21 protein-coding genes are annotated in these 22,809 nt (G+C 48.2%); 12 read left to right on the top strand and 9 right to left on the bottom strand.

The window, feature by feature from the left end:
- Nucleotides 1-90: 90 nt before the first annotated feature.
- Nucleotides 91-621: a nucleotide exchange factor GrpE gene (gene grpE, locus NKU06_RS03685; RefSeq protein ID WP_078318352.1), complete on the bottom strand. Its 531-nt coding sequence runs from the start codon at nucleotides 619-621 to the stop codon at nucleotides 91-93.
- Between the two features lie 199 nt (nucleotides 622-820).
- Here grpE and NKU06_RS03680 point away from each other — a divergent pair, with 199 nt between their 5' ends.
- Both NKU06_RS03680 and NKU06_RS03675 read left to right on the top strand, forming a co-directional pair.
- Complete coding sequence (locus NKU06_RS03680; RefSeq protein ID WP_254728823.1) at nucleotides 821-1,120, top strand: BrnT family toxin; 300 nt, start codon at nucleotides 821-823, stop codon at nucleotides 1,118-1,120.
- Nucleotides 1,095-1,322 carry a hypothetical protein gene (locus tag NKU06_RS03675; RefSeq protein WP_253222866.1) on the top strand — a complete coding sequence of 76 codons (228 nt, stop codon included), beginning with the start codon at nucleotides 1,095-1,097 and terminating at the stop codon, nucleotides 1,320-1,322. The genes NKU06_RS03680 and NKU06_RS03675 overlap by 26 nt, the downstream gene beginning before the upstream one ends.
- A gap of 13 nt (nucleotides 1,323-1,335) precedes the next feature.
- Here NKU06_RS03675 and NKU06_RS03670 read toward each other — a convergent pair whose 3' ends face one another.
- Nucleotides 1,336-2,097 carry a uroporphyrinogen-III synthase gene (locus tag NKU06_RS03670; protein ID WP_254728822.1) on the bottom strand — a complete coding sequence of 254 codons (762 nt, stop codon included), beginning with the start codon at nucleotides 2,095-2,097 and terminating at the stop codon, nucleotides 1,336-1,338.
- Between the two features lie 5 nt (nucleotides 2,098-2,102).
- Nucleotides 2,103-3,068, bottom strand: a complete 966-nt coding sequence (gene hemC, locus NKU06_RS03665; protein ID WP_254728821.1) for a hydroxymethylbilane synthase — start codon at nucleotides 3,066-3,068, stop codon at nucleotides 2,103-2,105.
- A 150-nt stretch (nucleotides 3,069-3,218) separates the two neighbouring features.
- On the opposite strand from hemC, the gene argH reads away from it, so the two are divergent.
- On the top strand, nucleotides 3,219-4,601 hold the full coding sequence (argH, locus tag NKU06_RS03660) for an argininosuccinate lyase (protein WP_254728820.1): 1,383 nt from the start codon (nucleotides 3,219-3,221) through the stop codon (nucleotides 4,599-4,601).
- Nucleotides 4,602-4,971: 370 nt separating this feature from the next.
- On the opposite strand, the gene NKU06_RS03655 is transcribed toward argH, so the two are convergent.
- The gene (locus NKU06_RS03655) at nucleotides 4,972-6,156 is read right to left on the bottom strand and encodes a mechanosensitive ion channel (protein ID WP_253222870.1); all 1,185 of its coding nucleotides are present in this window, start codon (nucleotides 6,154-6,156) and stop codon (nucleotides 4,972-4,974) included.
- Nucleotides 6,157-6,426: 270 nt separating this feature from the next.
- On the opposite strand from NKU06_RS03655, the gene NKU06_RS03650 reads away from it, so the two are divergent.
- A complete protein-coding gene (locus tag NKU06_RS03650) occupies nucleotides 6,427-7,287 on the top strand; it encodes an FKBP-type peptidyl-prolyl cis-trans isomerase (RefSeq protein WP_253222871.1) in 861 nt (286 codons plus the stop codon).
- A 79-nt stretch (nucleotides 7,288-7,366) separates the two neighbouring features.
- Here NKU06_RS03650 and NKU06_RS03645 read toward each other — a convergent pair whose 3' ends face one another.
- Nucleotides 7,367-7,846 carry a DsbC family protein gene (locus NKU06_RS03645; protein ID WP_253222872.1) on the bottom strand — a complete coding sequence of 160 codons (480 nt, stop codon included), beginning with the start codon at nucleotides 7,844-7,846 and terminating at the stop codon, nucleotides 7,367-7,369.
- 107 nt (nucleotides 7,847-7,953) lie between these two features.
- Nucleotides 7,954-9,303: an amino-acid N-acetyltransferase gene (gene argA, locus NKU06_RS03640; protein WP_254728819.1), complete on the bottom strand. Its 1,350-nt coding sequence runs from the start codon at nucleotides 9,301-9,303 to the stop codon at nucleotides 7,954-7,956.
- Nucleotides 9,304-9,582: 279 nt separating this feature from the next.
- On the opposite strand from argA, the gene NKU06_RS03635 reads away from it, so the two are divergent.
- The 8 genes from NKU06_RS03635 (at nucleotide 9,583) to NKU06_RS03600 (ending at nucleotide 19,010) form a co-directional block, all read left to right on the top strand.
- Nucleotides 9,583-10,122: a hypothetical protein gene (locus NKU06_RS03635; RefSeq protein ID WP_254728818.1), complete on the top strand. Its 540-nt coding sequence runs from the start codon at nucleotides 9,583-9,585 to the stop codon at nucleotides 10,120-10,122.
- Between the two features lie 320 nt (nucleotides 10,123-10,442).
- Entirely contained in the window at nucleotides 10,443-11,456 is a 1,014-nt protein-coding gene (locus NKU06_RS03630) for a siderophore ABC transporter substrate-binding protein (RefSeq protein WP_254728817.1), read from the top strand.
- A 69-nt stretch (nucleotides 11,457-11,525) separates the two neighbouring features.
- A complete protein-coding gene (locus tag NKU06_RS03625; RefSeq protein ID WP_254728816.1) occupies nucleotides 11,526-12,515 on the top strand; it encodes an ABC transporter permease in 990 nt (329 codons plus the stop codon).
- An 84-nt stretch (nucleotides 12,516-12,599) separates the two neighbouring features.
- Nucleotides 12,600-13,595, top strand: a complete 996-nt coding sequence (locus tag NKU06_RS03620; RefSeq protein ID WP_254728815.1) for an iron chelate uptake ABC transporter family permease subunit — start codon at nucleotides 12,600-12,602, stop codon at nucleotides 13,593-13,595.
- A complete protein-coding gene (locus NKU06_RS03615) occupies nucleotides 13,592-14,350 on the top strand; it encodes an ATP-binding cassette domain-containing protein (protein ID WP_254728814.1) in 759 nt (252 codons plus the stop codon). Before NKU06_RS03620 ends, NKU06_RS03615 begins: the two co-directional genes overlap by 4 nt.
- A 186-nt stretch (nucleotides 14,351-14,536) precedes the next feature.
- Nucleotides 14,537-16,741 carry a TonB-dependent receptor gene (locus NKU06_RS03610; protein WP_254728813.1) on the top strand — a complete coding sequence of 735 codons (2,205 nt, stop codon included), beginning with the start codon at nucleotides 14,537-14,539 and terminating at the stop codon, nucleotides 16,739-16,741.
- 101 nt (nucleotides 16,742-16,842) lie between these two features.
- Nucleotides 16,843-18,669: an ABC transporter ATP-binding protein/permease gene (locus tag NKU06_RS03605; protein ID WP_254728812.1), complete on the top strand. Its 1,827-nt coding sequence runs from the start codon at nucleotides 16,843-16,845 to the stop codon at nucleotides 18,667-18,669.
- 20 nt (nucleotides 18,670-18,689) lie between these two features.
- On the top strand, nucleotides 18,690-19,010 hold the full coding sequence (locus tag NKU06_RS03600) for a MazG-like protein (RefSeq protein WP_254728811.1): 321 nt from the start codon (nucleotides 18,690-18,692) through the stop codon (nucleotides 19,008-19,010).
- 23 nt (nucleotides 19,011-19,033) lie between these two features.
- Here the strand turns inward: NKU06_RS03600 and NKU06_RS03595 are convergent, their stop codons facing one another.
- The 3 genes from NKU06_RS03595 to NKU06_RS03585 all read right to left on the bottom strand — a co-directional run bounded on the left by NKU06_RS03595 (nucleotide 19,034) and on the right by NKU06_RS03585 (nucleotide 22,804).
- Nucleotides 19,034-20,011, bottom strand: coding sequence for a tRNA-dihydrouridine synthase (locus NKU06_RS03595; RefSeq protein ID WP_254728810.1), 978 nt, complete (start codon nucleotides 20,009-20,011; stop codon nucleotides 19,034-19,036).
- 61 nt (nucleotides 20,012-20,072) lie between these two features.
- Nucleotides 20,073-21,551, bottom strand: coding sequence for a UvrD-helicase domain-containing protein (locus NKU06_RS03590; protein ID WP_254732136.1), 1,479 nt, complete (start codon nucleotides 21,549-21,551; stop codon nucleotides 20,073-20,075).
- 158 nt (nucleotides 21,552-21,709) lie between these two features.
- Nucleotides 21,710-22,804 carry a DUF4268 domain-containing protein gene (locus tag NKU06_RS03585; protein ID WP_254728809.1) on the bottom strand — a complete coding sequence of 365 codons (1,095 nt, stop codon included), beginning with the start codon at nucleotides 22,802-22,804 and terminating at the stop codon, nucleotides 21,710-21,712.
- Between the last annotated feature and the right edge of the window lie 5 nt (nucleotides 22,805-22,809).

Raw genomic sequence — 22,809 nt, 5'->3', positions numbered from 1 at the left:
TACTTTTCAAGGGAGAAAATTGAAAATTTTTCAAAAATTTTTGACTTTTAAGCCATTGAAATCATTCAATAAATCCCACAAGTCAATGCATTAGCCGCCAACAAGCACCATCGCAGGGCGTAGAGTGCGTTCGTTGAGCGTATAGCCTTTTTGGAGCACTTGACCGATGGTGTCTTTTTCGGCATCAGGGAAGATGCCGACAGCTTCATGAATATCAGGGTTGAAAGCATCACCAACTTGACCGACTGCGACCACGCCATTTTTTTCAAGGACGGTCAGCAGTGATTTATGGGTCAGTTTTAGCCCCTCAAGGGTGCTGTCATCAGCGCCTGCTTTTTCGCTGGCATCGATGGCGCGCTCAAGGTTATCGACGACATCGAGTAGTTCTTTGGCGAATTTTTGTAGGGCGTATTTTTTTGCCTTGTCCGTTTCTTGTTCCATACGACGCTGGGCGTTGTAGGATTCAGCATTGGCACGCGCGGCGACTTCTTTGGCGTCTTTGACTTGTGCTTCAAGCTCGCTGATGGTGGCTTTGAGTGTCGCAACTTCGTCAAGCTCGGTCGCTTGCTCGGTGGTTTCTACGCTATCATCCAAGATGTCGTTGTTGGTTTGCTCGGTCATAATTACCCCAAAATTAAACATAAAATCAAATCCCTGCCTTGATAATGGTAAAGATAGGATTTTTCAAGGGGATGGGGCGATAAAAGATGAAATTTTTGGCAAAATTATGATGATGTCGGGTAGTTAATCAAGATGAGAAATGCTTTGTGTGTCTTTTGATTGGTGCTATACTAGCAATACATATGCAAGGTGTCAAAAGATGAGTAAACAATCAGATTTGCAGTTTGATCCCAATAAAAATCGCACAAACCAAGAAAAGCACAATGACATCGATTTTTATGAAGCTGATACCGTGCTTGATGATCCCTATGCGTTGACCATTGATGATGACGGTGAGCATGATGGCGAGATGCGTTATTTTACCATTGGCATGAGCGCAAAGAATCGAGTGCTGATTGTGAATTGGACAATAAGAGATGATGATGTGCGTATCATATCATCAAGATTGGCTGAACCACGACAAAGGAAGCAATATGAAAGTAGATGCAAAACTAGATAAAAAAATGGCTGAACTGGATTTTGCAAATGCCAAGCCTGTTCATGAAGTGCCTGCATTGGCACGCAGACAAGCCAAACAATCTTCAGCCCAAAGACAGCTTTTGGCAAATGATGTGCAGCAGTGGCTATCGCATCAAGATGATGCCACCATTGACCATATCAATGCGGTGATTCGCCATTTTATGGCGGTGAAAATGGCGTAATTGCTCAAATTTGTTAGTCGTTGGGGTGGGTGCCAATAGCACGCCCAATCGCCTGCACGGATAAATCGTCAATCATGCTGATGATGGCGGTTGGCTCATGCGTACGGATGATATGGGCGAGTCGCTCCCCCAGTGCCAAATAGTGATACCTTGTCTCTGCGTGCGGTAGGCTCGTCCATGCCTGATACGCCATCTCACTACTGATGATGACATGGGCATGGCTAGGCAGGGTGGGCAAGGTGGCGGTAAAGTTATCCAACAAATCTGGCGGTGTCGCCCGCTCATACCACTCGATGGCATCGATGTGTACGCCCTTTGCCGTCAGTGTGTCATGCAGCAGTCGTCGCCCACCAATCCCACGCCAAATCAGCACTCGGTCATGTGTGGTCAGACTTGCGATTTGGGGTGTGGCAAGCATTCCTTCGTTGTTGGCGGTCTGTGGCAGGATAACATCAAAGCCATATGCTTGCATCACTTGGGCAGTGGCTGTACCAACGGCGATGATGGGGGTGTTTGGCTGATGGACTGGCAAGTCTATCTGATGCGTATGCAGATAATCCAAGGCTCGCCGTGCTGATTCGATACTGGTGATGACCAAGGCATCATACGCCCCTTGACAAAACTGCATCATCATCGTCCGCTCATATTCACTAATCGATAGTGAGCGAATCTCAAGCAGTGGCAAGTCCACCACCGTCACGCCCGTCATCTGGCGGATGGCATCGCCCCGATGGGTGGGGCGGGTGTTGATGAGTATTGGCAAAGGGGCTGGCATGGTGATTAGGCGTTATCAGCGGATTGATACACTTCTTTTAAAATCACATCTGCACCTTGGGCGAGTAGCTCACGGGCGATTTGTTCGCCGAGTGCTTCCACCGCTGTGATATTGGCAGTGACATCATCGCCTAGGGTGATGGTATTTTCGGCTTTTAATAATACCTTACCATCGACAGAGCCGACACGCCCACGCAGTCGTAGTGCACTACCATCAATGGTTGCAAAGCCTGCGATTGGCACTTGACAGCCGCCTTCAAGCGTACGGTTCATCGCGCGTTCTGCCATCACGCACAGGGCGGTGGTGGTGTCATTGAGCGGTGCTAAGAGCGATAAAATCTCAGTATCATCAGCTCGGCATTCGATGGCAAGCGCCCCTTGACCCACCGCAGGCAACGACAGTGACTCATCCAGCTCGTGACGGATGCGAGCATCGAGCCCTAGTCGCTGAAGTCCGCTTGTAGCTAGGATAATGGCATCATACTCACCAGCATCCAGCTTGGCTAGGCGAGTGCCGACATTGCCACGCAGGCTTTTGATGGTCAAATCAGGACGAGCTTGGCGAAGCTGACATTCACGGCGTAGGCTAGATGTGCCGAGCACCGCACCCTTTGGCAGCTCATCAAGGTGTGCAAACTGATTTGAGACAAAAGCATCACTCGGTGCATGGCGTTTGCAATACGCCCCAAGCGTTAAGCCTTCGGGCAGGACCATCGGCACATCTTTGAGCGAGTGCACGGCAATATCGGCACGCCCATCGTACAAAGCCTGCTCAAGCTCTTTGACAAATAAACCTTTGCCACCAATCTTGGCAAGTGGCGTGTCTAAGATTTTATCACCACGAGTCACCATCTCAAGCAGGGTGACACTCATCTGTGGATACAGACGCTCAAGAGCATCTTTGATAAAATTGGCTTGCCATAGTGCCAATGGACTTTGGCGAGTGGCGATGGTGAGTGTGCGAGTGGTCATGGGCTTATCCAAAATTCCAAAAAATAATCAATAACGCTATTATAAAACCTTTGGGATATAAAAGCCATGCCACACACGGATAATTGATGAATGCGATGGTGAAGATGTGTTATACTTTGGCTAATATTTAAGTCAATCCAAGGATTTATCATGAGTGAACAAACTTCAAGTATGTGGGGCGGTCGTTTTAGTGAAGCGACCGACAGTTTTGTCGCCGAATTTACCGCATCGGTGAATTTTGACAAACGCATGGCAAAACAAGATATCCAAGGCTCTATCGCTCACGCCACCATGCTTGGTCGCTGTGGCATCATCACCATGGACGAAAGCCAAATCATCGTCGATGGACTCAAACAAGTTCAAGCTGAGATTGATAACGGCAGCTTTGTGTGGTCGGTAGCGCTTGAAGATGTGCATATGAATGTTGAGAGCCGTCTGACTGCCATCGTCGGCGATGTCGGCAAAAAACTGCACACGGGCCGCAGCCGTAACGACCAAGTCGCGACCGACATTCGTCTGTGGCTACGCGATGAGACCGATAATATCTTGGCACTACTCAAGCGCTTGCAGTCAGGACTGCTGGATTTGGCGGAGAAACACACGACCACCATCATGCCCGGTTTCACCCACTTGCAGACTGCACAGCCTGTCAGCTTTGGTCATCATGTGATGGCGTGGTTTGAGATGCTGACCCGTGATAGTGAACGCTTTGCCGACACTCGCCGTCGTATCAATCAAATGCCACTTGGCAGCGCAGCACTGGCAGGCACGACTTATCCGATTGACCGTACGATTACCGCTGAACTCTTGGGCTTTGAAGGCATTTGCCAAAATTCGCTAGACGCTGTCTCTGACCGTGATTTTGCCATTGAATTTACTGCCAATGCGTCTATTTTGATGATGCATTTATCTCGCATGAGCGAAGAGATTATCCTATGGATGAGTGCGCAGTTTGGCTTTGTGGCGGTGCCTGATCGCTTCTGCACAGGCTCATCCATCATGCCACAAAAGAAAAACCCTGATGTGCCTGAGCTTGTGCGTGGCAAGGCAGCTCGTGTGTTTGGTCAGCTCACCACTTTACTTTCACTTATGAAAAATCAGCCATTGGCGTACAACAAAGACAACCAAGAAGACAAAGAGCCACTGTTTGACTGTGTGGATACCTTGACAGGCTCACTGCTTGCTTTTGCTGATATGCTGCCAAATCTGGTGCCAAATAGCGACAATATGCGTGCAGCCACCATGAAAGGCTATGCCACAGCGACCGATTTGGCGGATTATCTGGTCAAAAAAGGCTTGCCGTTCCGTGATGCGCATGAAGTGGTCGGCAAAGCGGTGGCACTGGGTGTGGCAAAAGGCGTGGATTTAAGTGAGCTGAGCCTTGCTGAGCTACAAAGCTTTAGCGACTTAATTCAGGATGATGTCTTTGAGTGCTTGACGCTAGAAGGCTCGCTAAACGCCCGTGATCATATCGGTGGCACAGCGCCCAATCAAGTCAAACAAGCCATTGCTCGCGGTCGTACGCGTATTTGATATTGGTGTAATCTGATTAGCCGCCATACGAAAGTGTGGCGGTTTTTTATTACTATTAATATGTGGAAAGATTGGGGGTATTAACGGAAATTTGACTATAAATTTCCACTTATTGTACTTAAATTTGGCGGTTTCTTTTAATTTTATACCAAAACTGAGTGATTTTCCTGCTTTTAAGTGGAAAATATCCGACCGTTTTCCACTTATGTCACCAATTCTTCCGTTAATGCTGCTTTTTGACCACCAATCTTTCCGTTTTTAAGATGATAGCTATGTTTGCGATGACTGTGGGCTAATTGATAATCGTCACCCATGCAAAAACCCCTTAAGCATCACACTTAAGGGGTTTTGGCTTATAGCTTAAAAAGGCTTATTCATCATTCTTTTCAAGCTTATCTTGTAGGCGACGTAGATAGCGTGCTGCCGCTTCTTGACCGCCCAAGCCGAACGATAGCGCGAATGCCACCGCGACTGCGCCCAGCGTCAGACCGAAGGCTAGGTTTACGATGCTGTCAGCGATACCCATGGCTTTTAGACCCATCGCCAGTACTAGACCCATGATTAGGACTCGTACGATATTGGCTAGGAATTTTGAGCCTTGCTCAGAGCGTTCAACCGCACCTGCGATCAGGTTCGCCAACCAAAAACCGATGGTCAAAATCACCGCGCCCAAGATGATCTGCGCACCAAAGGCGATGAACATGGTGATGATATCGCTGATCGGCACAAAGCCAAGCAGATCAGCCGCTGCCACGACAGCGAATAGCATGGCGAAAAATAGGATACCGCAAGCGATGACATCAGACAGTTTTTTGCTGCCTAGCACGCTTTGTAGGCCGACTTTCTCAGGCAAAGTATCCAGCTGTGTATCTGCGATCAAGCCCTTGATGATGTTGGCAACCAAGCGCACCACCAAATAAGTGATGACCAAAATCGCCAATGCCGTGAAGACATTCGGCAACGCTTCCATGATCTTATTAAGCATATTGGTCGCAGGACGAGAGATTGACTCGACTTTTAGTGCGTCCAATGCCGCGATCGAAAATGGAATGATGGTCAATAAAAAGACGATCGAGCCTGCGATGCTTGGCAAGTTGTTTTGGTCACTGACGCCTGCTTTATTGAACAAAGCTTGTAGATTCAAGCGAGAAACGACAGTTGTTACCATGCTGCGGACGATCTTGGCGACAATAAAGCCGATGAACATTACGAATGCAGCCAATAGCGCGTTTGGCATAAAGGCAAAAGTCTTATCAATCATGTTGGTCAATGGGGTGAACAAACCGTTCAAGCCTAAGCGGCCAACGGTCATGGTCAAAACGATCAAAAGAATGAACCAATAGACCAAATCAGCAATCACACCGCTGATTGGCTGAATGCCAGCGCCTTGGCTTAGACGCGTGTCAAGGCTGGTTTTTGACAGTACGGTCGCAAGCGCACGACGCACCAGACTTGCGATGATCCATCCGATGATAAGAATAATCAAAGCACCGACGATCGAGCCGAGCGGGCCTTGTAGGGTTTGGTTAAAAATGGCGATTTTTGAGAAATCCATACCATTTACTCCGTGTCTAAAAAATGGATTGAGCTGCTGAATGGTTGGCGTGTGCAACTTGTCTTCAGCAACAAACACGCAAATTGTAACATCAAAGCGTGCTGTATGTGCAACATCGTTAATATTTGATGACAATCTTAACAATAATTATACATCAAGGCTCGAAAAGTCGGGCTTTTTGATGGCGAAATGTGCAAAATTTTGGTATGATTGGCACTTGTTTTACCGACTGGGTAACTCACTTTTTAAATATCATTTTTGAGTATGCATATGAAAAAACAACTTTTGGTTTCTGCAGTGGCTGCGGCTTTGGTCTTGACAGGCTGTAATAAAAATTCTGAAGCTGCAGCGGGCAGCGCCGAAAAATCTACCGTCATCACCGATAAAAGCACTGAAATGCAAAAGGTGAGCTATGTTTTTGGTCATGACGCAGGTCAAGCCCTAAAGCAAGTTGAAGACAAGTTGGATTTGGATGTTTATTACAAAGCCTTTAAAGAAGGTTATGAAGGCAAAGAAAGCGCTTTAACCCCTGAGCAAGTGGCAGAATTGGGTCAAGCCTATGAAAAGCGTAAAGCTGAAGAAATGAAACAAAAAATCGCCAAAAATAAAACCGATGGCGAAAAATTCCTAGCGGACAATGCCAAAAAAGAAGGCGTGAAAACCACCGCATCTGGTCTGCAGTATAAAGTCATCACCGAAGGCAGCGGCACATCACCAAAAGCCACCGACACTGTGGTCGTGAACTATGAAGGTAAGCTGATCGACGGTACAGTATTTGACAGCTCATATGAGCGCGGTATGCCAGCGCAGTTTCAGCTGAACCAAGTGATTAAAGGCTGGACAGAAGGCTTGCAGCTGATGAAACCGGGTGCAAAGTATGAGCTATATGTCCCTGCTGAGCTTGCCTATGGCGAACAAGGCAACCAAAACATTGAGCCGAATAGCGTCTTGATCTTTACCGTTGAGCTATTAAACGAAGCGCAAATCAAAGAAGCGCAAGCGAAAATGGAAAAAATGATGCAAGAACAGGCTCGTGCGATGGAAGAAGCACAAAAAGCCGCTGCGGCACAATCAGCCGATGCCAAGCCTGCTGATGCGCAATCTGCTGAAAAGCCAGCCGAGAGCAAATAACCTAATCCACTCCAAAGGATGCAAAACCCCAAAGATAGCTTTGGGGTTTTGTTTTTGGGTTTGATTGTGTGTTACAAGCTTATCGGCGATTGATCCACGCGATCAACTCACCAAGTGGCGGTGAGCCGTACAGCACTTCACCGCTTGGCTTGATCAGCATCGGTGTGCCGCGCAGGTTGAAGCTTTGGGCGACGATCATGTTGGTGTTCAAGGGTAGTTTGCACGCTGAGCGTGGTGGCGGTGCGATGCCGTACAGCATCCAGTTGTCATAAGCCTGATTGCGGCGCGCGCTGCACCAGATGTTTTGGCTGTAGGCAGCGCTGTCAAAATAATTCACCAGATATTTATTGACCGTGATGTTATCAATTTTGGTCAATTTTCGTTCAAGGTCACGGCAGGCGGTGCATCGCGGATCGGTGATGACTGAGAATTTGATCGCGCCTGAGCCGCTTTTGTAGATCAGGGCGTTTTTTGGGTTTAGTGCGCGGTAATTGACCGTCTCAGCCAGCGCATGACTGCCGATTAGCGCAAGGCTTAAGCCAAGCAGTAGTTTGTACATTTATTTATCCAATTATCCAATGGAATTTATGCCAAATTGATGACCACTCATCATCAATGAATTTTTATAAAAAAACCGCCCATGATCACTCATTGGCGGCTGTGTTTTTATAGCTGTTTTTTGAGCACTTTTGAGTTGCGATCATGATTATAGGTCGCTTGACGCTCGCTCGGTAGATCGCTGACCGCCACTTCGCTAAATCCCTGCTCAACGAACCAGTGCGCGGTGTGCGTGGTCAGTGCGAACAGCTGATGGCGACCATGACTGCGCGCTTGCAGTTCTAAGAATGCCAACAAGTCCGCACCGCGGCTGCCGTTACGGTAGTTTGGATGGATGGCAAGGCTTGCTACTTCGGCTGATGTCTGATCCAGTGGATACAAGGCAGCACAGCCCAAGATCGTACCGTCGCGCTCGATGACATTATAGTACTCGATCTCTTGCTCAAGTCGCTCTTGGGTGCGACGGATCAAGATGCCTTGCTCTTCAAGTGGCTTCAATAACTCAAGCAGACCGATGACATCATTGATCGTGGCGCGGCGAATCTCCTCATAGGCATCGTGGCTGACCAGCGTGCCTGAGCCATCGCGAGTGAATAGCTCTTCGATCAGCGCACCATCTTTGACATAAGAGATGATGTGCGTACGATGCACACCTTCACGGCACGCCGCCGCCGCACAGCGTAAGAAATGCGCGATTTCGACATGCTTACCTTCATCGGTGTCATGATCACGCAGCAGGCGATCGACTTCATTAGGAATCATCTCACGCAGCAGGCGACCATCGCGGCTGATGATGCCATCTTCTGCACCTAGGAAAATCAGCTTATCGGCTTTAAGTGCCACGGCTGTCTGTAGTGCGATGTCTTCGGCAAGTAAGTTGAAAATCTCACCCGTTACCGAGAAACCCGTCGGGCCAAGAATCACCACATGATCATTATCCAGATTGTGGCGGATGGCATCGACATCGATCGAGCGCACTTCACCAGTCATCTGATAATCGACGCCATCGCGTACGCCAAATGGGCGCGCAGTGACGAAATTGCCCGAAATGGCATCGATGCGTGAGCCGTACATCGGCGAGTTGGCAAGCCCCATCGACAGCTGCGCTTCGATCTGTAGACGGATAGAGCCGACCGCTTCAAGGATTGCTGGCATCGCTTCGCGTGGTGTGACGCGCACATCGTTGTGTAGGCTTGATGACAGACCGCGGCTAATGAGATTTTGTTCGACTTGTGGGCGCGCACCATGCACCAGCACAAGCTTAATGCCAAGGCTGTGCAATAGGGCGAAATCATGTATCAAGGTATGAAAACTGTCATGCGCCACCGCTTCACCACCGAACATGATGACAAAGGTTTTGCCACGGTGTGTGTTGATATAAGGGGCAGAGTTGCGGAACCAATGCACATGATTGAACTGTGTCTCGGTCGCGGTCGTCTGAGTTGAAATGGTGGTCATAAATGCTCCAAACAAGGCAAATTTTTTGGCAAAATTTTTCTTAAGATTTTTAGGCAGGATAATCTTGATACGATAGCAAAGTTTTAGGATTCTGCCAAGTGATTTTGCAACAATTTCACCAACAATTTCCTATGATGGCACAAAATCCGCTGCCAAAATCCGCCATCAGCACGCACTCATTTACTATAACTAAACAGATAAAGGGTTCATCAAACGCGCCAAGCTGTGCTATGATAGGCGAAATTTTGTAAAACTTGGTTGAACTTATAGGATGAATTTATGAAAGCATTGAAACTTTTGGCTGTGACAGCCGCCATCAGCGCTTTGGCTGCGTGTAGCACTGTACCGAGCCTATCGGGCAAAACTGGCGCAGCAAGCGAGCCTGCAGTTGCCTTACCTGCAGGTAAAGCGGTCGTTACCACCAGCGAAAATGTCGATGTCAAAGTTGTCGCCTACATCGTGCGCAATGACAACGGCACTGAACGCCTTGATCCGATCACTGATAAGACCAGTGTCAAATCAGGTGATGTCATTGAATATCATGGTCTATTGACCAACACAGGCACTGAGCGCGTGCGCAACATGACAGCGACCTTGCTACTGCCAAGCGGTGCAACTTTCACAGGTCAAACTGATCCTGCCTTGGGTGCGCTTGCAAGCCTTGATGGCAAGCAATTCTTGCGTATGCCGATCCGTCAATCGGTCAATGGTCAAGCACAAAATGTCCCATTTGACAAATACCGCGCGCTACAGTGGACGGTGCAAGAAGTGGGCATCGGAGCGACCGCTGTGGTGAAATACCGCGCGACCATTCGCTAATGATTCGCTAAATATTTGCTGATTGTCGCTGATTTGCCATTTGTTTGGTTTATCAGCCCAAATCACCCAAAGCCGTCCAAACATGGGCGGCTTTTGTTTGGCTGTTGCTTTGTCTGACATTATCTAAACTTGCCTAAAGCTTGATAAAATAACCCAATCATTGCGCAACGGTTATCGAATTGTATAAAAAATCATTCACAAATAAAAAACATTCTTATTTAGTTTGAAACCTAACGCAGGGTGATTTATAATAGCGCGGCAATAAATACTTTATCTTATAAAAATAGTGCATTCAGTCGATGGGTGCGCAAGGGGTTCTTATGAAAACAATGAAAAAATTTCTGCCAGCAAGCTTGATCGCCCTGATGACTTTAGGCGTTGTTGCTTGTAGCCAAAACAGCAATGATCAAAACGCGCAAGCTGCACAAGATGCACAAACTAGCGCGCAAACAGACACCGCCCAAAGCACCGATGCTGCGCCAACAGGCGATATCACCATCAAAACTGCCGCAGGCGATGTGACCATTGCGGGCAATCCACATCCACTGGCGGTGTATGATATGACAGCGATGCAAAACTTGGCAGTACTGGGCGTCGCAGTCGAGGGTATGCCAGCCGATCTTCGTCTGACCAACCTAAAAGCCGCCAACACCCCAGACTCAGTCGAGATCGGCACTGTACTTGAGCCAAATCTAGAAGGCTTGAACGCTCTACAACCAAAAGCCATCATCGTCGGCTCTCGCATGGCCGAAAAATCCGAAGAGCTTGGCAAAATCGGCACTGTGCTGAATCTCACTATCGACACCAAAAATGCCTATGAAGCGACCAAACAGCAGCTGACTGATTTTGGTAAGCTATTTGGCAAAGAAGCTGAAGCGACCACCGCCATCAGCGACATCGATGCAGCGATCGCAGCCGCCAAGCAAGCAGCGGCAGGCAAGGGTAATGGCCTAGCCATCATGGTCAATGGCAATAAACTGTCTGCCTATGGCGACAAATCTCGCTACGGCTTTTTGCACACTGCCTTTGGTATCCCGATGGCAGATGCCAATATCGAAGATGCACGCCACGGTCAGCCGATCAGCTTTGAATACCTACAAAAAGTCGATCCAGATTGGCTATTTGTCCTAGATCGCGGTGCTGCTATCGGTGAAGAGGGTGAGTCTGCCGAAGTGGTGCTGGATAATCCACTGATGCACGGCACCAAAGCTTGGAAAAACAAACAAATCGTCTATCTAAGCCCAGACAGCTATTTGGCATTTGGTGGTTATTATCAATGGCTCAATGATGCCCAAATCGTCACCGACGCTTTCAACGCCAAAACAGCACAATAATCCCAATGATGGCAGGTGTGATACTTGCCATCTTTTATTTCGTCAATTTGTGTGTGTCCTAAGAGTGTTATGAATACCGCTGCATCAATCAATCCTTGGCAAAAAGCCATCGGCATCAATGCAATCAGCCTAGTGCTGATGGCGGTGCTGATTTTGGTGAGTCTATCGGTGGGTGTGGCAGAGTTTAGTTGGCAAAGTCTGATATCAGGTCAAGTCAGCCAAGATGCCCAAATCCTAATCCAAAGCCGCATCCCCCGTACGCTTGCCATCATCTTGACTGGTGCAGGTATGGCGATCAGTGGCATGATGATGCAGGTGGTGCTCAAAAACCGCTTTGTCGAGCCATCGATGGTGGGCGCTACCCAAAGTGCGGCACTGGGTATGCTCATCACGGCTCTCATGCTCCCATCAGCACCCATCATCGCCAAAATCAGCATCGCCACCGTCTGTGCGATGGTGGGCATGATGATATTTATGAAACTGATTAAGCGGCTACCAGCGACGGATTATCTGATGATTCCGCTGGTGGGGATTGTCTTTAGTGGCATCATCGATGCGATGAGTACATTTATTGCTTATCAAACTGAGATGGTGCAGATGCTTGGTGTGTGGCGATTTGGCGATTTTTCCAGTATTTTGGCGGGTCGCTATGAGCTGTTATGGCTGGTTGGCGGTGTGTCGCTGATGGCTTATATTTTGGCTGATAAGCTGACCATCATTGGGCTGGGTGATCATATCGCCACAAACTTGGGTGTCAACCGTGACGCGGTACTTCGGCTGTCGGTTGTGATGGTCGCCTTGGTCAGCTCGGTGGTGGTGGCGACGGTTGGTATGATTCCTTTTGTGGGGCTTGTGGTGCCAAACATCATCAGCCGTTTGATGGGCGATCGGCTCAGACTCACTCTGCCTGCGGTGGCACTGCTTGGCGCATCCGCGGTGCTATTGTGCGACATCATCGGGCGATTGATGATTTATCCGTTTGAGATCCCGGTCACGGTGGTCTTTGGGGTGCTGGGTGCGGCGGTATTTTTATATTTATTATTAAAAAATCCCAAATAACTCTCTATCACCTTCCATAACACTCACTAAGATTTTGCCAATTTTTTTAGGCTTTTTAACGATTAACAATTAACCTGATTCATCATGCCTGCTCTTCAAATTTTTGCCCGTCCCGTTTCTCTGATCAGAAAGAGACCGCTGACCGTGATGGCGATATTGCTTGTCATCGCCATCTTGCTGTTTATGAGTGTCAATGTCACAGGCAACTGGTCATTTATCCTAAGCTTGCGTGGCAAAAAACTGTTGGCGCTGATGACTGTTGGTTTTGCCATCGGCACATCGACGCTACTGTTTCAGACCTTGACGCACAATCCGATTTTGACGCCAGCACTGCTTGGCTTTGATAGCTTGTATGTGCTGATCAAGAGTCTGATGGTGTTCTTTTTGGGTGCGGTGGGGATGGCATCGATACCGACTTTGGGTAAGTTTGGCTTTGAAGTCATCATCATGCTTGGCTTGTCACTGGTGATGTTTCGCACGCTGTTTGGGCGGCACAGTCAGGATTTGACACGGCTGATTTTGGTGGGCGTGGTCTTTGGGCTGTTGTTTCGCAGTCTGTCATTTTTGGTGGCACGAATGATTGACCCAGAAGAATTTGTGACCATCCAATCGGTGAGTTATGCAGGGTTTAACACCATCAATACCCAAGTGCTCAGTGTTGGCATGGTACTGTGTGCCATCTGTGCACTGCTGATGTATCGGATGCGTCATAAGCTTGATATTCTGCTGCTTGGGCGACTGCCTGCGATCAATCTGGGCATCAATTATACGCGCCTGACGCTGGGCGTGCTTGCGATGATTGCACTGCTTGTTGCGGTATCGACGGCGATGGTGGGGCCAGTGACTTTTTTTGGGCTGCTGGTCTGTGCCTTGACCAATGCCATCAGCCCATCGATGCACCATGGCAAGCGATTGCTACTGGTTAGCCTAATCGCCATGCTGTGCTTGGTAGCAGGGCAGATGATTTTTGAGCATCTGCTCAAGATGGCAGGCGTGCTTGAGGTGGTGATTGAGCTGGTGGGCGGTTTGGCATTTTTGTGGATTATTTTTCATCAATATCAAAAGCAGGCAACACGATGATACAAGTTCAAGGCGTCGGCTATCGACTCAATAACGGCACGCAGATTTTGGATGATGTCAATTTGTCACTGCGCACAGGGCAAGTGGTGGCGCTGATTGGCCCAAATGGTGCAGGCAAATCCACCTTGTTCAATCTGATGGCACGCATCACGCCACTACAGTCGGGCAAGGTGAGCTTTGGTGGCTGTGATGTGGCGACGACGGACAGTCGCAAGCTTGCCTGTACGCTTGCCATGCTCACCCAAGAAAATCATGTCCAAGGCAGGCTTCGGGTGCGAGAGCTGTTGATGTTTGGGCGTTATCCGCATCATCAAGGCGTGCCAACAGCGGCGGACGATGAACGAGTTGAGCAGGTGATGGCGGAGTTTGAGCTGACGGCGCTCTCAGAGCGGTTTTTGTCCGATTTGTCCGGTGGTCAGCGTCAGCGAGTGCTGATCGCTATGGTGGTATGCCAAGATACACCGTATCTGCTGCTCGATGAGCCATTGAACAATCTGGATATGTATCATGCAGGGCGACTGATGCGAAAACTGCGAGTGCTTGCCAAAGCGGGCAAAACCATCGTCATCGTCCTGCATGACATCAACCAAGCGGCACAGTTTGCCGATACGGTGGTGATGATGAAATCAGGACAAGTCATCGCCACAGGCAAGCCTGCCGATGTGCTGACTTATGAGACTATTAAGACCTTGTATCATGTCGATGCCACGGTGCTCATGCACAATGGCAAACCTGTGGTGGTCGATGCGGTGTAGGGTTGGCTTTATAACAAATGGTTTGCTTTTATTAACCACCCATAATTTATTCTGACAAAAACACTAGACAATTTTACGAATAATAATTATAATGATAACCAATCTCATTAACAGCCATAATCGGAAAAGAAGTCCGTTCATCATTGAGCGGGCTTTTTTTGTTGGATTTATCTTAGGAAAAAGTCTATGAAATCTGCATTTCGTCCTACCTTGATGCCTTCTGCTTTGTCATTGGCGGTACTGACCGCACTGTTTGCACCATCTGCCATGGCAGAGACGACAGATCAGACGCCAAGTGTCGTCCTAGAAGGCGAGACCATCACCATCAAGCGTGACCAAAGTAAGCTTAAAGAATCTGCCCAAAAAGTGCTGATCATTGATCGCCAAGCCATCGAAGACCAGCTGCTACTGAGCGATGACACCTCTGAAGCACTGTCGAAGCTGATCCCTGGCTATGCACCAGCGAGTGAGAAGCTTGGCACGGTGGGTGAGAGCTTCCGTGGTCGTGATGTGCTGTTTATGATTGATGGCGTGCCGCAGTCCAATCCACTGCGTGATGGCAGTCGTGAAAGCCGTACCATTGATTTAGCGATGGTGGAGCGTATCGAAGTGGTCTATGGGGCATCTGCCGAACAAGGTCTGGGTGCGACAGGCGGTATTATTAATTTTATCACCAAAACCAACCGCAAAGATGGCATTGCTCAGCAGGTCGCCATCACCGCCAGCAGCGATAATCACTTTAATTCTGATGGCTTGGGCGGTAGCGTGCGTTATCAAGCAAGCTTTGGCGGTGAGAAGAGTGATGCTTTATTTGCTGTCAAATATGCCAAAGAAGGTATGTATTACCAAGCTGATAACCGCATGACGGGCATCTATGGCAACCAAGGCGATGTCCAAGGTTCGCAAAGCTACGATGTATTTGCCAAAGCAGGGTATCAGATTGATGCGGATAAACGAGTCGGTGCATCGGTGAATTATTATCACCTAGATTCTGATGCGACACTCGATTATGAAAATGTGGCAGGCAATCGTGCTACTGGCTTGACCGATACCGCCACCAAATACACAGGTACGGCATATCGTGGCAAGACGCCTTATAATGACGCTTTGACGGTAAATGCCACCTATAGCGATGACGACTTCTTTGGCACTCGTCTGTCAGCACAGGCGTTTTATAACGACTTTACCGCGCGTTATGGGGCGAATAATGCCAATAACTACCAAGACATCAGTATCGCACCAAATGGCACACTTCTTGACCAATCACAAAACGAATCGACCAAAATCGGTGCAAAACTGACGCTCAACAAAGACGACCTATGGCAAGACCGCGTCTCTGTGACAGCAGGCGTGGATGTGCTACAAGATGAAACCGAACAAAAACTGATTCTAACCAATCGCAGCTGGGCACCTTTGATGCAGTATCGCAGCGTCGCACCATTTGCACAGGCACGCGTGCGTCTGGCCGACCGTCTCAATCTCAGTGCTGGCGTGCGTTATGAGCATGGCGAGCTTAAGGTAGATGATTTTGAGACCGTTGCAGGCTATACTCGCGCAGCTAGCTTCGGTAGCCGTCGTTGGACGCAGACACCAGTTGAGGGCGGTACGGTGAAGTTCGATGAAGTCTTGCCAAGTGTCGGCTTGGTCTATGATGTCAATGACAGTACGCAAGTGTTTGCCAACTATGCCAAAGGTCTGGGTATGCCAGATGTCGGCGGTACATTGCGTGCCATCACCGCTCTAGATCAAAGCGTGTCAAGCATCAATCTTGAGCCGATTGTCACTGATAATACCGAAGTGGGCGTACGCTATACTGGCGATAAGCTGTCAGCGGATTTGAGCGTATTCCAATCCAAATCAGATCTTGGCTCGACGCTTGAATATGATGCGGCAGTCGAAGGCTATCGTGCGGCACGCCAAGCCACCGACATCAAGGGCGCTGAAGTTGCACTGCGTTATCAAGCGACCGACAATGCCCAATTCACCGCAAGCTATGCCCACACCCAAGGCGAATACGATGCCAAGGGTGATGGTGTGATGGTGGATATGCCAGCACGCAACATCAGCCCTGACAAGCTATCTGTCGGCGTGAACTATCGCTTTGGAGACAGTGGCAAGCGATTTGGTATGACGGCAACCCATTATTTTTCAAGAGATTATCCTGCCATTCTCTCAGGGAAGAAGATTTACGAGTCTAGTGCCGATGCTTATACCTTGGTGGATATGACCTATAAGCAGCCGCTAGGCAAAGGCGTGGTCGGATTGGGCATCAATAATCTGCTGAACGAAGAGTACGATGTCTTCTTGACCGATGCCGTGTTGCCGACTTCTGATCGTTATACTGGTGGTCGTGGCCGCAACTACAATGTGAGCTATACCATTGATTTTTAATTAGAAAATTTATAAACCGTTTGTGGGTAACTGCAAACGGTTTTTGTCTTTTTTGTCTATGTACAACTGTGTTGTTGTGATTAACTAATAAGCGGTAATTTATGGATTGGCAAAGTGAACTGACTGGCTCAGCCATGTGGTTTGTGCAGACACTGACTTGGGTGACGGCAGCGTTTGCGGTGGCGTTTTTTGTCTTGACACGCTACACGGATACAGGGCGTAAGTTTTGGCATATTACTAAGCAATGCTTAACAAATACCAGTATCATCAAGACAGTGCTGATGGTCGTGGTGCTCATCGCCTTTGTGCTGATCGAAGTGCGTATCAGTGTGCTGAATACCTTTTTTTATAATGGGCTTTATACATCGCTACAAGAGATGAAGCCTGATGCGTTTTGGTTTTTTGCATTGATTAACGCCAGTCTGGTCGGCATCAAGGTCATCCAAGAGATCATTGATGTGCTGATTGGGCAAGTGTTTGAGATTCGTTGGCTCGAAAAATTAAACGCTGTGTTATTAAACCGTTGGCTGGATAATCAAAACTACTACCGCCTAAGTCGCCCAGATAATGCCAAGCCTGATAACATCGATCAGCGTATCGAGCAAGATGCGACTGCCTTTATCACCGATACGCTTGAGATGGTGCGTGGGGTGCTAAACGCCATCTTATCATCGATTGAGTTCACCATTATCTTATGGGGCTTGTCGGGAGTGCTGGTGCTGGCTGGCATTGAGATTCCAAAGGGTGTGGTGTTTTTGGTGTATGGGTTTATCATCACTGCTACCGTCATTTCGGTGTGGATTGGGCGACCGCTGATTCGTCTGAATTTTGAAAAAGAGCACCGTCATGGTGACTATCGTTATGCGCTGGTGCGAGTGCGTGATCATGCCGAGAGCATCGCTTTTTATCAAGGTGAACGCCAAGAGAAGCGAAGTCTGACGGCGTATTTTCGTGCCATCATCGATAACCGCTGGGCAATCATCAAACGCTCGCTTGGCTTAGGCGGCTTTAATACAGGGGTGACGCAGTTTGCGATGCTGCTGCCGATTATGCTACAAGCGCCAAGATTTTTTGCCGGGCAAATCAAGCTTGGTGATGTGCATCAGACGGTGCAGTCGTTCAACCGCTTGATGCGTGCTTTGTCATTTTTCCGCTTATTTTATGAAGATTTCACCCTATATCAAGCACGGGTCAATCGTCTGTATGGGTTTTTTCATTCTTTAGATAATATCGATAAAAAAGCTGATAAAGCGGATGGCGATACCCACCAAACAAAGAATGACACGCTTGTCCAATCAGCAGATGTCCGCCTAGCATTACAGCAGTTTGGGCTGATAAGTGGTGACGGACAGCTACTATTTTGTCCTGTGGATATGACGCTACGCCGTGGCGACCGCCTATTGATCCAAGGCGAGTCGGGTGTGGGCAAGACAAGCCTTTTGCGAGCGATGGCGGGGATTTATCCCTTGCCGACGGTGGGGGCGATGCATCTGGATGTGCAGCAAAAACTGCATTTCACACCCCAAAAAAGCTACATTCCCCAAGGTAGCCTGCGTGATGTCGTCACTTATCCTGCGATGGTGGTAGATGATGAGAGCATCGCCAAGTGGCTGAGTGTCGTGGGACTCAAACAGCTTGCCAAACGCTTAGATGACATCGAAGACTGGCAGGCGTATCTATCCCCAGGGCAAGCACAGCGAATTGGCTTTGTGCGGATTTTGTTGGCGCGTCCTGATGTGATATTTCTTGATGAAGCAACATCGGCGCTTGATGAAGCCAATGAGAAGCTGATGTACACGCTACTTGCGACGCACTTGCCTGATAGTGTGGTCGTGAGTATCGGTCATCGCAGCAGCTTGCATGAGTTTCATCATAAGACCATACAAGTAACAAGAGCGGTAAACAGCAATGCTCATGATGGGCTATAATGGATGCTTTGGAGAATTTTATGGCTGATTTTAAACACATTATCAAACGCTCGATGGCAATCCGTGCCAAATATCATGCGCTAGAAGACAAGCACCATGGTTCATGCTGGACTGTCGAAGAAGATGCTTTGGCATTTTTGACCGATGCAGGCTTGGTGGGTCGCTTGACGATGGCACATGAGGGGCGTTGGACGAAGTCAGGTGGCGATGTGTATAGCGAGCTTGCCTATAAACTTGCCGAAAATATCTGGTGGCAAATCGTACTTGCCGAGCGTATGGGTATTGATATTCATGGTGAGATGGAAGCATTTTTGACAATTTTAGAGCGTCGATTATCGTAACTCACAGCCAAAGCCGACCTTTATCACTGGGTTGGCTTTTTTATACTCGCCAAAATCGTTTGCTCAATCTCACTCTTATCCTTGATTTTTTTGATGATATGCCACAGCGTATCCGCCTCAACATAGCCTTTGGTGAGCATACCCAGCCATTGCTTATAGCGACCAATCAGCCCATTTTGGTTCTCTGTCTCATCCGCCAAAAACTGCAACTGATATTGGCATAAGCTTGCCCAGTCTATACCGTCCAAGCCTGCAATGGTCGCAATCAAATCAGGACGAGTGACCGCACCACGACCAAGCATCAGATGGGGTGTATTGGCTTTTGCCATGCAGCGTTTGGCATCATCTGCCGTCCAAATCTCGCCATTGGCAATCACTGGCATCCCAAGCGTGGCAAAAGGGGCGACCTTGTCCCAATAGGCAGGGGGTTTGTAGCCGTCCACCTTGGTGCGAGCATGGATGGTCAGCCAGCTGGCATTTGCCGAGCGTACCGCATCGCCGATGTCGGTCATCAGACTCGTGTCCGTATAGCCTAGGCGGATTTTGGCAGAGACAGGGATGTCACTTGGTACAGCCTGTCGCACAGCACTGATGATGTGGTATAGCACTTCAGGCTCTTGTAGTAGTACCGAGCCACCTTTGTGGTTATTGACTGTCTTGGCAGGACAGCCAAAGTTTAGGTCAATCGCCGCCGCCCCAAGCTCCACCGCCGTCACAGCACTTTGTGCCATCGTCTCAGGGTTGTTGCCCAGCAGCTGAATATGCACAGGCGTACCGCTGGCAGTCCGACCGCCATGGTGCAATTCTGGGACAAATTTATAAAACACGTGCGCAGGCAAAGGATAATGCGTGACACGGATAAACTCACTCACCGCCCAGTCATAAGGCGCACCTAGTGTACAAGCAATATTGGTCAAAATCCGTCGCATCAATGGGTCGGTGAGACCTTCCATTGGCGCAAGCAGGCGGACAGGATGGGGGAAAAAGTGGTCAAAATTCATAAACTAAAATGGCTGTTATTAAAATTCTTGGAATGGGGTTGATACAATCATTGATGGCAAATTAGCCATAAATCACTTTTTTGTGCACCAAGCCATGCAGTAGATCAGTGATGTGATGAATGTCCAAATTGGTTTTGCCACGAGTGCAGGCGACATAGAGTAGGCGTAGCTCTTCGGGGGTGATTTTGACGGACAATGTATTGGTATCATACAAAAAATCATCGCTGATTTGCACGCGATTCCACTCAAGCCCCTTGGATTTGTGAGCGGTGGAGACGACATAGTCAGCATGGCTTTGGGTGCTTAGGCTATTGATAGCTTTGGTGATGGTGGCAGTGCCATGCTCTTCGATGAGTTTGACCCAAGTTTTTAGGTCGCTACCTTCACCAGTTTCGCTGAACTCTTGGACTTCGCCCCAGTGATTAAAATACGCAAGTTCAGGGATGCCATAGGCGGATTTGCCATTTTTTAGGCTGTCTGCCCCTTGGCAAAACCGCAAAATCCGCTGACTGTCGGCTTGTAGAGCCACTTTATGTCCAAGCTTGAGCCCATCAAGCAGATGGCTCATGGCGGTGGCATTGGTACGACAAAGAATGGCATCTTTGGCACCATGCACAAGGCTTTTGCCGACGGTGGATGGCTGATTGGGATTGCCTTTGAGTGGAATGTCTTCTTGTAAGGCGGTCAAAAACACATTGGCAACATCAGCAATCGACTGTCCAAAGCGAAACGACTGTGTCAATAGCGTCTGCGGATAAGGCAGGCGTTTCATGGCGTTTAACGCACCCCGCCACTCATAAATCTGCTGATGCGCATCGCCGACATAGATGGTCTGCTTGTCTTGGCGAATGAGTGCGCCCATCATCAAAGGATCGGCATCTTGAGCTTCGTCAAATAAGATAAAATCAGCTGGAATGACAGGATTAGACAGTGTCCAAAGCTTTAGATAGACATCATGGCTGATGCCCGATTGATGGCGTGGATCAATCGACTGTAGCCATCGCCGCTCAAAGGCAGGATAGAGCATCTCTTGTAGGCGACTGGCGTCTGCTTCATCCATCCATGATGGTGCACTGATGTGGCGTGGTGCAGGGTAGGCAGATGAGGTCTTACAAAATGTAGTAATCGACTCGCTGATAATGTTGGCAAGCTTGGCAGGTGTGAGTGTGACAGGTTTTTTGATGCCATCGACCACTCGCTCAGTGCTGATGCCTTGTAAATCAAGCTCAGATGCCAGTCGTGAGGGTGTCAAGCGTGGCAAGCTGATCTTGGCGGTGATGTCGCGATTGACATGACGAAAGGCGAGCGAATGAAAAGTTTGACAGCGGACATTGGGCGGAAATTTGCCCTGCGCTTCGGTGGCGATCGCCTTATTAAATGCCAAATATAGCCCACGACCCCGTAAATTTTCGCTAATCAGCCGCAGTGTAGTCGTCTTGCCCGCTCCTGCATAAGCGACAATCTTAAACGACTGCCCTGTCATTGCCATGTCCAAAGACGCCAACTGTTCGTCAGTCGGCGTAGGCGTGGTTGTGGTCATGCCATGAATGGCGGGGCTATGATAACCACTTGATTTAGCGCTGTGTTGGCTCATAGGCGGCGTAGGCAGTCAAAAATAAGCCATTATAGCATAAAAAGCGTTGTCATTTGTCAAAATCAAACGGCAGTGCCAAGCAAGAAGTGCGGATCCAAGCTGTGTTAATTGATGTTGGCTAGATATTTTTTAAACACATCATAAAACTGCTGTATATTACCAACAAAAAAGTCAATGGCGGTCTCCCAAGTTTGCTGATCAAAGGTGCCGACATCGCTCAGCTCAGCTTTGATACGGCAAGCTTTTTTATCGTCTAATGGCTCCCAAATCAGCTCACAGCCAAGTTCTTGTTCGATAGCGTCTTTGAAGTTTTGTAACCCATTGAATATTCTTGTATTTTCCATCGGATCGCTTTTGGCGATATACAGCTCAATTCTGCCTGTGTTTCTAGTCATTACAAAATTCACACTCAGCCCTGTGATGCCGATGCTTGTACCAATGTTATTAAATCTTGATGGAATGGCATTGGCAAATAGTGCGATGCCTGCTTGTTTGCATCGATTAATCACCGCCTGCCAAAAATCTAATAATAATCTATCTCGCTCTTTGAGCGTATCTTGCTCTTCACGATTTTTTTCCGCCATTTTAATCATGAATTCTTCGGTTTCTTTGGTAGGAATGATTTGTTCCATATCCAAGAATAGTTGCTCGCCAACTTTATAGGGCGTTGCTTTAAAGCATTGGATTGGCATTTCGTGCTTGGTCATCAGCCATAGCACGGTAGAGGTGACTTCTTTGCGATAATGATTGGCAACAAAGATAATGCGTTGATTTTGATTAAATCGCACTTCGTCCAAATCACTTGCTTGCAGAAATTTTAAAATTTCATGCTCGGCATTTTGTCCGCCATAGCGATCCAAATAGCTTTGATAAATATCCATGATTTGGGATTTGGTCAAAGTGGCACAATACGATGCATATTTTAAAGCTTGCCAAGTGACATTGCGTCCACTGTCATCGAGTTTATTTTCAATAATGACAAGATCGCCTTGCTTATCCAGTGCCAATAAATCCAAACGCTCTCTGGTGTCATCAAAGCCATCAAATTCTTTTTGAATAATCAGCAATTCTTCACCGAGTGCTGCAGGATTTTTTGCAATCCATTCTTGCAGATGGCTGCGTTCACTAAAGCCAAGATCGGAGAAGTTCGTCGGTTGAATCTTTTCAATGGTATTTTCATCTTGATTGATGCGAAACATAATGA

The organism is Moraxella sp. FZLJ2109 (assembly GCF_024296965.1).
Taxonomy (GTDB): Bacteria; Pseudomonadota; Gammaproteobacteria; order Pseudomonadales; family Moraxellaceae; genus Moraxella.
Note: the sequence above shows the minus strand (reverse complement) of the source record. Positions and strands in the feature narration are given on the sequence as shown.